The organism is Streptococcus sp. SI1 (assembly GCF_030439945.1).
Classification (GTDB): Bacteria; Bacillota; Bacilli; order Lactobacillales; family Streptococcaceae; genus Streptococcus; species Streptococcus intermedius.
Genome location: NZ_JAQFJE010000004.1, coordinates 125,131 through 139,799 on the forward strand (window position 1 = coordinate 125,131; position 14,669 = coordinate 139,799).

Sequence of the window (14,669 nt, forward strand, 5' to 3'; positions counted from 1 at the left end):
CCTTTTATAGTTCATTTTCTTTTGTGACATAGCGGCTAATGGCAATCTCTAAATTCCCATTTCGCGTGCGCAAAGCATCCATTAACTCTTTCTCTGTCATTGTACCATTTAATTGGACAATATACTTAATTTTAAACAAACTTCCCATATCAGACGTTTTGACATTTGCTAATTCGATATAATTGGTTGCTTTTTGAAAGATGTCATCAAAGACAGTTTCATAATCCAAACTTTCTGGAATGACAACAGTCACTTGGCGCATAGAATGCTTCATCTGCCCAAAATTCACCGTTTCCAGCAACAACATAACCACCGACATAATGATTGTAAAGACGCTAGCAAAAATAAGATAGCCCATGCCGACAGCAATCCCAATCGTCATAGCAAGGAAAATTGCGAGCAATTCCTTAGCACCACCTGGTGCTGAACGAAAGCGAATCAAGCTGAAAGCTCCCATTACCGCAACCCCTGCTCCCAGACTACCATTGACTAAAAAAATGACAATAGCAATCAAAGTCGGCAGCATAACCAAAGTCATCATAAAGGACTTGCTGTAAATGGTTTTGTACTGATAAACCTTAGCTAATATCAGTCCCAGCACAAGGGCGATACCAATCGCACCAAACATACTGGCTGGATTGATTGTTGTTCCTGTAAAAACGTCATTAAATAACTGATCGAACATGTCTGATTACTCCTTTATAGTCTGTTGTTTTCTTATAGGCGACTCCATATTTTGAGAAAGATTTTGGAAAAACGTGGTAGCAGTCCAGAATCTCTGCCAGCCAGAGTGGATACGCCCCAGGTACTTTAATTTCCATGATAACATGGTTGTCAGGTAGCAGGTTCTTGCCATCTTTTCCTGCTAACAAACTTAATTCTTTCGTTCGATAAGCGACATCATAATCGATGGTAATCCGTACATTTGAATCTTCTAAACCTTTTAAAGAGTAGCGGTTGTAGTAAATATACATCATGGGCTGCACACCTCCATACCGCTTACAGAGCCATTCGATTTCTTTCTTAATCTGTGAATCCTCAAGCTGGCATTCCCCTGCGAGATACTGCTCTGCCGCCAGTAAATCAGTCGAAAGCCGACGTTTATACACAACCTTACGCACTTTTTTCTTGATTTCCAAAAAGGCTTGACTATCAGCCTGAGGGCTAGCGTCATAAGTGCGCACGCGCAATTTTTCCTTGAAATAAGGCTTCTCCAAAGACTCCCGAATCATCTGATAGGTCGGCGTATCATAGTAGAGGTTGCCAATCGTTGAATAGGCATGCTCGTCTTCTGCCATATACGCTTCAAACTCCTTTAGCAAATCTGCCAACGTTTCCTTTGAGATGACATACTTGGTTTCTATCCGTTGAAATTTATCTTTAAATGTTTTTTTAGCCATGAGATTGCTCTCCTTTGTCGTTCTTTATCTACGTAGTTTACGGGCAAATCCTTAAAAGAAAGCTAAAGAAAACTTAAAGAAAACAAAACACTCCCATTTTCTGGAGGTGTTTAATAGATGTCTGTAGAATGAAATAGAAAATAGAAGTTATCACATCTTATTCTTCACTCTTCTCTGCTTTTTCTCTTTTGATAAGAAAAGTACAAATAACGAGAATATCTGCTATCAGCAAAATCCAGTACCACACGGTATCACCGCTTATTGGACCAGAAGAGAAAGTACGTAAAAAATAAAACATCATATACAAGGAAATATCATTATAAAATTCCCAGTTAAAATGATAGCTGCCTACGGGATAAGATCGTTTATGAGAACACTCTGGCACAAAGATCTGTAAGAACAAAAATATTCCCAGTACAGTAAAATAAATCACATTGAATACGTCCCATTTCGCATAAGGATCGACCGAGGAAAAGAATATCATCATGCTCAACAGATAAAACCGCCACCGAAACCAAAATTCGTTATTAAAATGAAATCTTATCATCCCATCACACTTTCTAATCCTCTGCTCTTCCTCTTCTTCGTCTTTAACCTACCGCTCTGACAGAAAAACTTCAAGTAAGATGAAGGAGAAATGTTAGTTGATTTCTGCTACTTTTCCTGCTTATGCTTTAGGCTCTTTGCCCTTGCGACGGGCAAGGATATCCGCATAGTGTTTGCGGCTGTTATTGAGTACGGAAAGGAAGATCGCATAAAAGCTATCGTCTTTGACTTGGTGCAAAATCACCACATAATCCGCCAACTGTTGGTAAGGCGTCCGACCCTCGGACGAATGAAAAATCATCTCATTTAGTATAACATGAATGGGAAATTATAGGAAATTTTCTGGAAAAGAGGAGTGTTTTTTGAAAAAGTTCAATATTTCATTATTATATTAAACCATTCTGGTAAAGTCGTCCGCTCTTCATTCAAGACTTCAAAACCATTGTCTTTTTTTAAATAAATCAGCGTAGGTACACCAGTCACATTATATTTTTCCATAGCTTTCTTTATTTGAGAATTCTTATGAGAATCTTCTGTATTTAAGTAATAAATTTTAAAAGGCGTATGATACAAGTCTGATGTTTCTTTCAAGACCGGAAGAAATTCTCTACAAAACGGGCACGTCTCACGACCAAAATAGAGCAAATTTCCCTTTGTTAATTTATCGTTTAAAACATTTTCTGCATTCGTCTCTTGAAAGCTCTTTACAATTTCTTTGTATAATTTTGTCAATTTTAAATCGTGTTCTACCTCATTTTCACTTGTTGAAATCTGAGAAACACTTGAAACTGTAGAGCTTTCAGAAGCTTGTGATGAAGAGGTGCATGCAGAGAGGAAAAAGAGAGTTGTGCAAATAATAATGAAGTATAGACTCATGCGAATACATTTCATAAAAATTCTCCTTAATCTTTTGGGATTTTTTTTATTATTGTCGTTAAAAGCAGAATTATATATGCTCCCAAAAATAGAATATCACCTATCACATCATCATGTGAGAAATATAAAAAGTACAGTATCAATACAATTGTATAAAAATAGAAATGATATTTCTTATAAAAGTATTTGTCAAAAGAATATTTTTTCTTCATTATTTTCACTCCTTTTTTAACACAGAAATAATAAGTCTATTTCGCTATGCCTTTAAGCATTGATATACTACTGGTCCATACGCCATAAGCAGAGAATACCATGTGGTTGAAAAGCTAAATACACCAAGCCCTAAAGCCCATAAACAATCTCTTTGCGCTGGTGTAAGAGTAGCCGAAGCACTCCCATCTTTCAAACAATATCTTTTGTAAGCATAGCTATTCTTGTTCATATCTCCACATACACCTCGATCCCGGAAAGGAACTACTTCTTCATATTTCATACTATTCGCATAAATAACAGAAGTTGAGGACGGTATAACTGTTGCACCAATCATAAAAGCTGCTGCAATCGTAAGGAAAATTTTATATAATTTTTTCATAGTATATACTTTTTTCTTTATAAAGACAAATATTTTTTAAAAAACAATACTAATTACATCAACACTTATAGTACATTGGTTTCACCTCTATTCTTTTCACAAATATAAATATCCTTACATTAACTAGGTCGGAAGCCATGGAGCTAAAGATACAGCTACCATTATTGCAAAGAACAAATAAAAAAGATATTTTTTCTTCATCACTTTTTCTCCTTTCATCTATATGATATAATATGATGAAAAGGCATTCACAAAATGCCCAGTATTTTCACATTTCATATTTAACACAAGGAGTCGCCTATGCGTTGGGATATTGGCACAGTTTACAAGACGATTCGAAAAGCAAAGGGAATCACCCAGCAAGAGATTTGCGGAGATTGGATTTCTCGCTCCAATCTTTCCAAGTTTGAAAGCAACCAATCCGTTCCCAGCTATGAAACCATGGAATTTCTGCTCCACCAGATTGACATGAGTTTTGGGGAATTTGAATATATTTGTGATTATTATAAACCGCGGACAAGACAAGTGATTATCAATCAAATGTCAAACCACTTATCTATTGTTAATAATACAGAACTTAAAAAAATTGCTCATCTATGCGAAGAACATCTTAAAAAAGTCAAACATGATTTGCCAATCCAAAATATTCTCTCCACAATCAATATTATTATGGAAGTACGAGAGCATAACTTTAGCGATAAAGCAAAACAATTGGCAGAGCAAATTTGGACCGTCTTAGAAAAGCGAGATGTCTGGTACGAAAGTGACTTTCGTCTGTTAGGTGTTATTCTCTTCTTCTTTCCAATTGAAACCATTCAGGAGATTACCGAAAAAATTCTCACCAATCTTGAAAAATATAATGATTATAAAAACATCAAAGGAACTCAAGCCTCTATTTTATTCAATCTTTCCACCGTTTATTTTCTCAATAACCGCCTTGACGATTGCCAGCGTATCACCGAGATGATCTTACCGCTCGCCAAGCAAACAAAACGATACGACAAACTCGGCTTTGCTCAGGTTCGCCTGGGTATTTGCCAAGGAGACGACGTCCTTATCCAGAAGGGGCTCCAGTTGCTTGAGCTGACAGAAGAAACGACCTTGCTCGAAAACTTGAAAGAAGAAGTCAAACAGCATCGTACTTCCCATTTCTCTCATGTTTCACGTGGAACTTCAGCACCTTCAATAGAAACGGAGAAGTAAATGACTTACAACGGATTTGTATTTTTTGATATTGATGGTACTTTAGTAAATAGTCAGGGACAAGTTCCGATAGAAAATAAAAGAGCCATTGCTCAACTACGAGCCAATGGCTTTCTTCCCATTGTCTGTACCGGACGTGGCCGCGGAGAAATGGGAACGGTTCTGGAAGACGCTGGGATTCATTCTGCCATTTTGCTAAACGGAATGGAAATTCTTCATGAGAAGCAATTCCTGTTTGAAGGACGGATTGCACAAACCAGCATTCTCAAACTCCTGCAATTGGCAAAAGAAAATAAGCACGGCATCGGTTTTTATTCACAAGGAGAAATGCGTGTGACAGCACTCAGTTCAACTGTTCAGCAGAATTTCCGTTATTTCCATCAAGACCTGCCCCGAGTTGGACCGACCATTTACCAAAACCAGCCTTGTCAGATGTTGCTCATTTTTAGTGAAGAGCCAGAAAAAGACACCCAGTATCAAACTGAAGTCCCTGAACTGCACTTTTTCCGTAACAGCCCTTACTCAATAGACATCACGCCGCACGGTTGTAATAAAGGCTCTGGGATTCAGCACCTACTGACCTTATTAGCAGACGAAGCACCAACTTACGCATTCGGAGACGGGCTCAATGACCTATCAATGTTTGAAAGAGTGGATTATTCAATTGCAATGGGCAATAGCCAAGCAACCGTCAAAGAAGCAGCCACTTTCATCACGCGCTCTAATGATGAAAATGGCATTCCATACGCCCTTGCTCACTTTGGTTTAATTTAAAAAAGAAGCTCCTGTATTCAAGATACAAGAGCTTTTAGATTAAACTAATTCTTTTTTATTCGGATTGTAGACTAAGAAACCAAGACCGACAAAGAGCAGCAGAACAACTGTCATGAAGGCAACTTGCCCACCGACTTGCCCTGTTATCGAAATTGTTTGACGCAAAGCCGAAACAGAGTAACTCATTGGCAACCAAGGATTGATATTTTGGAAAATCTTGTCCGTCAACGGAAGTGGGTAAGTCCCTGCACTAGAGGCTAGTTGCAACAATAATAAAATCAAGGAAGTGAAAGCACCAAGCTTAGTGTCCCACGTTACCAGAGCCGTCACCACTGCCATGAAGCACATGCTCGTTAAAAGAATGATCCCAAGCGTCGCCCATTCATGATTGGCAGTCAAGCCAATCATGTGCACTGCACCATACACCAATAAACCTGCCAAGAGAGAAATAACGCCATTGACCTGAATACGTGCTTTCAGCCATTCCATACGTGTCTCAGGTTTCTTACCAGAAGGCAACGTGTTAAAAATGATATTGGTTGAAATCGCTGCTACAAAAAGTGCCACAGAAATCATGTATGGAGCCATACCGATACCATTTTTACCAACATGGTCTTTATCTATTTTCTTCGTTGTCAATGGATTTGCGAGAGCTTTAGCATTGGCGTTATTGGTTTTCACCATAGATAATTGATTTTTGGCATCTATCAAACCTGCTGTCAAGGTGTCCACACCCGACACAAGCCTTCCCAAATTAGACGTTATCATTGAACTACCATCCGCCAGCTTCGTAGAACCATCTGCTATTTTACTAGCACCATCAGACAACTTACCTACTCCTGACACTAGTGCCGCAGAATTGCTAACTAATTGATTGGCTCCGTCTGCCAATTTTGCCAAACCCGCATCAATTTGACCATTATTACCAGCTAATTGATTGGCTCCAGAAGCAACCTTTGCCATTCCAGATGTCAATTGACTGTTTTTACTAGCTAAAACCTTAGAACCTGAACTAATTTTTGCCATGCTAGATGTTAGTTGCTCGTTATGACTAGATAAGGTGTTAGCTCCTACCGCGATCTGAGCGACTCCATTAGTATAGTCTGTCACACCTTTCGCAAATCGACTAGCGCCTGTTGCCAAGCTCGTTTGCAATTGGTCAACTCCTGCTGCCACTTGACTAGCACCCGTAGTCGATTGTTGTAATGCCGCAAGAATGCTTTCTTGAGATTCTTGTGCATTCGTTTGGAGACTTGAAAGTGCACCTTTGGCTTGCTCGATGACAGCGATGCCTTGTTGATTGAAGGATTGATTTGGCAAGTTTGTTACTTGTGTCTTAAGCGCTTGAATCGTTGTCAACATATTTGTCGCAGTCGTAGCAGTTTGACTTGGAGCTTGTGAAATAGCGGCATTGATTTCTGCTTGTTCACTAGCACTTAATTTTTGATAAGCTGCTGTAGCAGCTACGTTATTTGTAATCGTAGCCTTATCTGTCGTCGCACTATTAGCAAGTGTATTCGCAGCTGTCTCCATATCATTCAAAGCTGTCATCATGGCCGTTTTCGCCATTGACAGATCAACTCCATTTGAAAGAGTCTTTTGAACGGTTGTTAAAGCTGTTTGCAAAGCTTGTAGTTTTTGAACTTGTTCAGCTGTCATACCAGATTGTTTAACAGTCGCCATCAAAGTGTTCAGACCCGTAGCTAATTGATGCGCACCGCTTGATAATTTTTGAATTTCTTCATTAGAGGCAGTTAATTGATTGACTCCTGCCAATAAGTTTTGTGATTGATCATTTAATTGATTGGCACCACCTGCAAGATTTGCCACACCATTAGTATAGTCGCTAAAGCCATCTGACAATTGTTCTGAACCGTCCGCCAACTGACCAACAGCATTTGTATAGTCTGTCAATCCTTTTGATAATGTAGTTGAACCAGAAGCTAATTGACCGACGCCTGACGTATAGGAAGAAAGTTTTGTAGATAGCGTGCCAATCCCATCTGAAAGCTGACGCACACCAAGTATATAACTTCCCAAGCCTGTCGTTAACGTATTAGCACCATCTGCAAATGTCATGCTAGAGTTAGACAAGGTTTGCAAATTATCTGTCAATGTTTGACTACCGTCTTTTAATTGTTGACTACCAGAAGTGAGACGACTGCTGCCAGAAGCTGCTGCTCCCATGCCTTTCCTTAAATTATTCATATTCTTAAAGAGAGAAGTCGTATACGTATTGGTCACATTGTTAGCGATAGTTTGTTGAAGCCGAGTCATAGCCGAATCACTCATCTTGCTGGCAATAAAGCTACGTCCGCTAGATGTTTGATAATCAATCTGCATCTTTTGTGGCTTATTATCCAGAATACTAGCTGCCTTTTGGGATAAATCACTTGGAAGCGTGATAATCATATAATAATCACCCTTCTCCAAACCTTTCTTTGCCTTTGCTTCAGATACAAAATGAAAATCTAACGCATCATTCTTTTTAAGGCTTTTCACCATATCATCCCCAACAGACAATGTGTTACTGTTAAATCTTGCATGTTGATCTTTATTCACCACCGCTACTGATAATTCCGATACTTTTCCATAAGGATTCCACATTGAACTCAAAAAGATAACATTATAAAGAGCAGGAATCAAGGAAACACCAATCATGACAACAATAAAGATTGGTTTTTTGAAAATTTCTTTCCATTCTCTGAACATTTTTTCTCCTCTATCTTAGACACTCTATATAAAAATTTTAATTTTTGAAATATTTTTATACACATTGTCTAAATATTTGATATAATAGATTATACAGTTTCTACATTTTTTCACAAGAGAAAAAAATCAATTTTAGACACATTGTATAAATTTGTTCAAAAGAGGAAAACTAATATGGCAGAAAGTAACAAGCGCCAAAAAACAAAAATGATTATTGAAAATGCGATGGTCGATCTGCTTAAACACGAATCATTCGATCAGATTAGCACTGTCAAGTTGACAAAAACGGCTGGTATCAGTCGCAGCAGTTTTTATACACACTACAAAGATAAATATGATATGATTGAGCATTATCAACAGAAACTTTTCCATAAGTTAGAATACATTTTTGAGAAGTATGCTCAAGACAAGCGTAGCGCGATTCTAGAAGTTTTTGATTTTCTCACACGCGAATCCCTCCTTTCTGTTTTGTTAACAGAAAACGGAACAAAAGAAATTCAAACATTTTTACGCCATAAATTCCAAATCATGCTGGCTGAAGACCTACAAGAGCGTTTTAGTAGTAAACTACTAAGTCAAGTGGAGAAAGAATACAGCCATGTTTACCTGACAAACGCCTTTTTTGGAGTTTGCCAAATGTGGATTGCTAGAGGGAAAAAAGAAAGCCCTGAACAAATGGCAGATTTTCTTTTAAAAATGTTGGATTAGAAAATAATTCTATTTTGCTACTCGAATAAAGTCATTCAGTGTTAAAATGTGAAAAACTTTAAGACAAAAATGCTCATCACTTTTAAAACTAGAAAAGAGAAAACAAAATTCGTTTTCTCTTTTTTGATCTTTTCAATGAGTCATAAAAAAGAAGTTGGGAAGATTCCCAACTTCGGATAAGTCTTAGCTTAAAGTTGTTTGTTGTAGTATTCAACGACAAGCGCTTCATTGATTTCTGGATTGATTTCGTCGCGTTCTGGCAAGCGAGTCAATGAACCTTCCAATTTTTCAGCGTCGAATGATACGAATGCTGGACGTCCAAGAGTAGCTTCTACTGCTTCAAGAATTGCAGGTACTTTTAATGATTTTTCACGAACTGAAATCACTTGACCTGGAGTTACGCGGTATGATGGGATATCAACGCGTTTTCCATCAACAAGGATATGACCGTGGTTTACGAATTGACGAGCTTGACGACGAGTAGTTGCAAGACCAAGACGGTAAACAACGTTATCCAAGCGACGTTCCAAAAGAAGCATGAAGTTGAAACCAAGGATTCCTTCTTTAATTTTAGTAGCTTGTACGAACAAGTTACGGAATTGTTTTTCACCTACACCATAAGTGAAACGAAGTTTTTGTTTCTCAGCCAATTGCAAACCGTATTCTGACAATTTGCTACGGTTGTTTGGTCCATGTTGACCAGGTACATAGTTACGGCGAGCCAATTCTTTACCTGTACCAGTAAGAGAAAGACCCAAACGACGAGCTTGTTTCCAAGATGGTCCTGTATAACGTGACATATAAATGTCCTCCTATAAAAATAATAATTTGAGGAAATAGTCACTTAGAAAGCCCTGATTCGTGCAGAACATTTTCGCCTAAACAGCCAAGGCTACTTTTATAGCTATGTTCTGTTGACGAGCTTCATGCTCTCCTGCTGCTATTTCACACAAAAGCCATTATATCAAAAAAAATCCTATCTGTAAAGACGGATTTTGTCAGATTATTTCTTTCTATGGAAAGAACCTTTCTTTTTCAATAATTCCTCTATCGCAATTATATTTTGCTGTTCAGATGTTGCTAAAATAGTTTCAAACCCCAGACTTTTAGCAGTGTCTAGATTAACCTGTAGATCATCTATAAACACACATTGACTAGCTTGCAATGTATACTGGGTCAGTAATTTTTGATAGATACTTTTATCTGGTTTTGCACATCCTACTTCGTAAGAAAGGATTTTCCCCGTCAATACTTTTGTCATTGGTAATAAGCCGGCATTTTCAACCGTATAAAAGATCTCACTGGTAGTAGATAAAATATAAATACTATACCCCATCTGAACCCATTCAAAAATTTTCTCTTGTAGCTGATAATAGCTATCTATTACCTCATACCAACGAGTAAAAACAGCTTCAACAGTAGGAGCATACGAACCGTCTAGCAATTTTTGAGCTTTCCGAATGGCTTGTTTCAAGCTTAATTCTCCAATATCCGTCTGAGCCCAAATTCCCGAGTCAAAAACAGCCGTTTTGACATGCTTACGATCTTCTTCATCCTCTACGAAAGCAGCTAAAATCTTAGCAGGGTTCCATTCAATTAAAACATTGCCAAAATCAAAAATTAGATTTTTAATCATTTCTTACTCCAGCCACATTACATTAAAATAAATTTATCTTAATCTAAATACCGAATCAAGTTTTTCTCTGTTAAAATATCCGAATAAGTATAGGATTCGACGTAAGTATTTTCAATCTCACCTGGATTACTACTATTGTTGGTATATTCAACAATAAACAAAGAAGGATAGACTTCAATTAAACGACCTTGCTTATTTTTTTGACGTTTACGACCGTTTTCAAGAGTCATTTCCACCATTTTTCCTTCATGAGCCTTGATTTCTTCTTTAATTTTTCTCATTTTTGCAACATCTGTAAATGCATCACTCATTATCTATTCCTCTCTCTTAGAAATACTTGAAAACTTATTGTACTCTTTTTGGAAAATCAATTCTACCGTACCACGTGCGCCGCTACGATTCTTTTCAATAATTACTTCAACCTTGTTATTTGGAAGTCCTTCAGCTTCTTCACCACCACGTTCATAGTAATCATCTCGATATAAAAATGCAACAATATCTGCATCCTGCTCAATTGAACCAGACTCACGAATATCTGATAAAACAGGCCGTTTGTCTTGGCGTTGCTCCACGCTTCGTGATAATTGGCTCAATGCAATAACCGGCACTTTCAGCTCTTTTGCTAAAATCTTTAATTGACGAGAAATTTCCGAAACCTCTTGCTGGCGATTTTCCCGACCAGTTCCTGTAATCAACTGCAAGTAGTCAATTAAAATCAAACCAAGATTTCCCGTTTCTTGTGCTAATTTTCGAGCACGTGAACGAATCTCTGTGATTCGAATTCCTGGAGTATCGTCAATGTAAATACTAGCTTCTGCTAGATTCCCTTGCGCAATCGCATACTTTCCCCATTCCTCATCCGTTAATTGTCCTGTTCGGATTGAATGCGACTCAATCAAGCCCTCTGCTGCCAACATTCGATCCACCAAGCTCTCAGCCCCCATTTCCAAAGAAAAAATAGCAACTGTCTTATCTAGCTTAGTTCCAATATTTTGTGCAATATTAAGGGCAAAAGCAGTCTTACCAACTGCAGGCCGAGCTGCCACAATGATTAACTCTTCTTCATGTAAGCCCGTAGTCATGTGATCCAAATCTTGGTAACCTGTTGCAATCCCTGTAATATCAGACGTCTGCTGAGATCGCATTTCCAAGCTGCCAAAATTTAGATTCAAAATCTCTTTAATATTTTTAAAACCACTTCGACTAGCATTTTCACTAACATCAATTAACGCTTTTTCCGCGCCAGCAATGATTTCATCTGCAGGACTAGCACCATCATAAGCTAGGTTGATAGAGTCTGTCAAACGTGAAATTAACCGCCGCAAGACAGCCTTTTCTGCTACAATTTTAGCATAATACTCAGCATTGGCAGAAGTCGGCACTGAATTTACCACTTCAACCAAGTAAGACAAACCACCAATGTTTTGCAAATCACCCTGACTGTCTAAAATATTACGAACAGTCGTTGCATCAATGGCATCACCTCGATCTGCCAAATCAATCATCGCTTTAAAAATTAAGCGATTAGCATATTTAAAGAAGTCGCTTGGCTCGATATATTCACGAACAAAAACTAGCTTACTCTCATCAATAAAAATCGCACCTAAAACAGATTGTTCTGCCAAAATATCTTGTGGCTGCGCTCGTAATTCATCAATATCTGCCATAAGACCTCCTCTCTTAAAAAATCATTTTTTCATTAGCCTTCTTTTACACGTAAATTGATAACGCTAGTCACATCTTGATAAATTTTCACTGGCACATCAATCAAGCCAACAGAACGAATAGGATTCTTGACTTGAATCAATCGTTTATCAATCTTAATTCCAAATTGCTTTTGTAATTCTTCAGCAATTTTTTTACTGGTAATAGAACCAAAAGTACGTCCATCTGGCCCTACTTTTTCAGTAAATTCAACAATTGTACTTTCTGCTTCCAGCTTTTCTTTAATGGCTTGTGCTTCAGCTAACATTTCTGCATGCGCTTTTTCTTCTGATTTTTGTTTACCACGAAGTTCACCAATAGCTGCTGCAGTCGCCTCCTTTGCAAGATTTTTTTTAAGCAAAAAGTTCTGTGCATAACCCGTTGGCATCTCTTTAATTTCGCCTTTTTTCCCTTTACCTTTAACATCTGCTAAAAAAATTACTCTCATTCCTTTAACTCCTTATCTTTTAGTACTTCATGCACAATAATTTCATTTAAGTGTTGTACGACTTGTGCAATTGTCTGGTCAGAGATTTGCGCTGCTGCCAAATTAAAATGACCGCCTCCACCCAATTCTTCCATAATCCGCTGTACATTGATTTTACTACGACTGCGAGCAGATATCGATATATTATTTTGTTTGTTTTTGCCGACAACAAAACTAGCTTCAATCCCTGACATTGCTAGCATAGCATCTGCAGCTTTACTAATAACAACTGTATCATGACATTTTTCTTCTGTCCCAGTAGCAACGAGAACATTTGGTAAAATTTTCTTACCGTTTAAAATCAGCTCATTCACTTCACGATATTCATCAAAATCTGTTGCTGAAATATCTTGAATAGCCACACTGTCACTTCCGCGTGTGCGTAGATAACTCGCCACATCAAACGTACGACTAGTTACACGAGAAGAGAATCTTTTCGTATCCAGCATAATCCCAGCCATCAATACACTAGACTGCATTTTGCTCAAGCGTTTTGACTTAGAATTTTGGAATTGAATCAATTCTGTTACCAATTCACAAGCACTGCTTGCTCCACTTTCAATGTAGCTAATAATGGCATTTTCTGGAAAATCCTGGTCTCTTCTATGGTGATCAATGACAATCATTTGATTAAATAAATCATAAAAGTCTTTTGATAAAGTTAATGCTGTTTTTGAATGATCCACCATGATTAGCAAAGAACGATTGGTTACCATTGTCATTGCATCAGCGACTGAAAGAAGATTGGTCTCGCCTTCATCCTGCAACCTATGGACTGCTCGTTCAATGTCTGCCGCCATTTGATGGGGATCATAGACTGCATAGGTTTGTTCAATAATATTGCTAGAAAACACTTGCATTCCCACAGCAGAACCAAGCGCATCCATGTCTAGATTTTTGTGTCCAACTACAAAAACTTGGTCCACACTTTTAATCTTATCTGAAATAGCTGTCATCATAGCTCGTGTGCGAGTACGTGTCCGCTTTACAGATGCAGCTGAGCCACCACCAAAGTAAACAGGATTTTTTAATTCATCATTCTCTTTTACAACAGCTTGATCACCACCACGAACTTCAGCCAGGTTCAAGTTTAACAGAGCTACTTTACCAATCTGTTCATGATTGCTATCTCCATATGAAAATCCCATACTCAAAGTAAGAGGAATTTCCCGCTTTTTCGCCTCTTCCCTAAACTGATCAATCACTGTGAACTTATCTTGCATTAACTGATCCAAAACTGTGTAATCTGTAAAAATATAAAAACGATCCATCCCCACACGACGAGAAAACATAGCGTATTTTTCGGCAAATTCAGCAACAAACTTTGCGATGAAACTATTAATATGACTAATATCTGAATCTGAGACAACATCCTCCAGATCATCATAATTATCAACTGAAACAATGCCGATAACTGGTCTTGTCGTCACGAGTTCTGTAGTTGCTTCATATTCACTAGATGCATCAAAAAAATAAAATACACTTGAAGCATGATCTAAATACACTGAATATTTAGTATCTCCAATCGTTGCATACGAGCCTCCACCTTCCAAAGGTGTTTTAGTTATTTTTTGCAGCAAATCCACATCAAATTCACCGTCTTCATTCGTTAGAATTAGCTCTGCATAAGGATTAAACCATTCCACATTTCCAGATGCTGGATCAACTTTCACAACACCAACTGGCATCCTTTCAAGTAATGATGCCAAACTATTTTCTGCTTGATCGTTTACATACTGGATTTGTTCCACTTCGTTAATTTCATAACTCTTTTGTTGGAAAATCAATAGAAAACTCAAAACAGCTAGCACCAAAAAAAGAGCCAATAACATCAAGATGCTACTACCAAGAACTCGTAACAAAATGGCTAAAATTCCAAAAGAAACAATGCCCATGATTATAAAATGTATTGGAGTAAAACGAAATTTTTTCATCATAAACCTCTTAACCGCCATTTTACCACAAAAGCTCTAAAAAAGCGAGCTTTCCCTAAATAAAACCACACCAATTATATCGTTAAGCATCTAAAAT

Annotated in this window: 14 protein-coding genes; 3 read left to right on the forward strand and 11 right to left on the reverse strand. The window is 37.8% G+C overall.

Annotated elements, in window-relative coordinates; translation table 11 throughout:
* Nucleotides 1-4: 4 nt before the first annotated feature.
* The 4 genes from PCY10_RS06550 to PCY10_RS06565 all read right to left on the reverse strand — a co-directional run bounded on the left by PCY10_RS06550 (nt 5) and on the right by PCY10_RS06565 (nt 3,414).
* Nucleotides 5-685, reverse strand: coding sequence for a DUF4956 domain-containing protein (locus PCY10_RS06550; RefSeq protein ID WP_021003348.1), 681 nt, complete (start codon nt 683-685; stop codon nt 5-7).
* The gene (locus PCY10_RS06555) at nt 666-1,400 is read right to left on the reverse strand and encodes a polyphosphate polymerase domain-containing protein (protein ID WP_021003349.1); all 735 of its coding nucleotides are present in this window, start codon (nt 1,398-1,400) and stop codon (nt 666-668) included. Before PCY10_RS06555 ends, PCY10_RS06550 begins: the two co-directional genes overlap by 20 nt.
* 918 nt (nt 1,401-2,318) lie before the next feature.
* Nucleotides 2,319-2,837, reverse strand: a complete 519-nt coding sequence (locus tag PCY10_RS06560; protein ID WP_021003350.1) for a co-chaperone YbbN — start codon at nt 2,835-2,837, stop codon at nt 2,319-2,321.
* Between the two features lie 241 nt (nt 2,838-3,078).
* Nucleotides 3,079-3,414 (reverse strand): hypothetical protein, encoded by a 336-nt coding sequence (locus tag PCY10_RS06565; RefSeq protein ID WP_003077206.1) that lies wholly within the window; start codon nt 3,412-3,414, stop codon nt 3,079-3,081.
* Between the two features lie 300 nt (nt 3,415-3,714).
* Between PCY10_RS06565 and PCY10_RS06570 the strand changes: the two genes are divergently transcribed.
* Nucleotides 3,715-4,617 carry a helix-turn-helix domain-containing protein gene (locus PCY10_RS06570; RefSeq protein ID WP_021003351.1) on the forward strand — a complete coding sequence of 301 codons (903 nt, stop codon included), beginning with the start codon at nt 3,715-3,717 and terminating at the stop codon, nt 4,615-4,617.
* Entirely contained in the window at nt 4,618-5,391 is a 774-nt protein-coding gene (locus tag PCY10_RS06575) for a Cof-type HAD-IIB family hydrolase (RefSeq protein ID WP_301558946.1), read from the forward strand.
* 39 nt (nt 5,392-5,430) lie between these two features.
* On the opposite strand, the gene PCY10_RS06580 is transcribed toward PCY10_RS06575, so the two are convergent.
* A complete protein-coding gene (locus PCY10_RS06580; RefSeq protein WP_021003353.1) occupies nt 5,431-8,103 on the reverse strand; it encodes a YhgE/Pip domain-containing protein in 2,673 nt (890 codons plus the stop codon).
* A 174-nt stretch (nt 8,104-8,277) separates the two neighbouring features.
* Between PCY10_RS06580 and PCY10_RS06585 the strand changes: the two genes are divergently transcribed.
* Nucleotides 8,278-8,811, forward strand: a complete 534-nt coding sequence (locus PCY10_RS06585) for a TetR/AcrR family transcriptional regulator C-terminal domain-containing protein (RefSeq protein ID WP_021003354.1) — start codon at nt 8,278-8,280, stop codon at nt 8,809-8,811.
* A 188-nt stretch (nt 8,812-8,999) separates the two neighbouring features.
* On the opposite strand, the gene rpsD is transcribed toward PCY10_RS06585, so the two are convergent.
* The 6 genes from rpsD to PCY10_RS06615 form a co-directional block, all read right to left on the reverse strand.
* Nucleotides 9,000-9,611 carry a 30S ribosomal protein S4 gene (gene rpsD / locus PCY10_RS06590; protein WP_003071599.1) on the reverse strand — a complete coding sequence of 204 codons (612 nt, stop codon included), beginning with the start codon at nt 9,609-9,611 and terminating at the stop codon, nt 9,000-9,002.
* A 203-nt stretch (nt 9,612-9,814) separates the two neighbouring features.
* Nucleotides 9,815-10,447, reverse strand: coding sequence for an HAD family phosphatase (locus tag PCY10_RS06595; RefSeq protein WP_021003355.1), 633 nt, complete (start codon nt 10,445-10,447; stop codon nt 9,815-9,817).
* 38 nt (nt 10,448-10,485) lie between these two features.
* Nucleotides 10,486-10,758: a Veg family protein gene (locus PCY10_RS06600; protein ID WP_003071603.1), complete on the reverse strand. Its 273-nt coding sequence runs from the start codon at nt 10,756-10,758 to the stop codon at nt 10,486-10,488.
* Between the two features lie 3 nt (nt 10,759-10,761).
* Nucleotides 10,762-12,114, reverse strand: coding sequence for a replicative DNA helicase (dnaB, locus tag PCY10_RS06605; protein ID WP_003075435.1), 1,353 nt, complete (start codon nt 12,112-12,114; stop codon nt 10,762-10,764).
* Nucleotides 12,115-12,146: 32 nt separating this feature from the next.
* Nucleotides 12,147-12,599, reverse strand: coding sequence for a 50S ribosomal protein L9 (gene rplI / locus PCY10_RS06610; RefSeq protein WP_009569707.1), 453 nt, complete (start codon nt 12,597-12,599; stop codon nt 12,147-12,149).
* Nucleotides 12,596-14,572 (reverse strand): DHH family phosphoesterase, encoded by a 1,977-nt coding sequence (locus PCY10_RS06615; RefSeq protein ID WP_021003356.1) that lies wholly within the window; start codon nt 14,570-14,572, stop codon nt 12,596-12,598. The genes rplI and PCY10_RS06615 overlap by 4 nt, the downstream gene beginning before the upstream one ends.
* Nucleotides 14,573-14,669 lie beyond the last annotated feature (97 nt).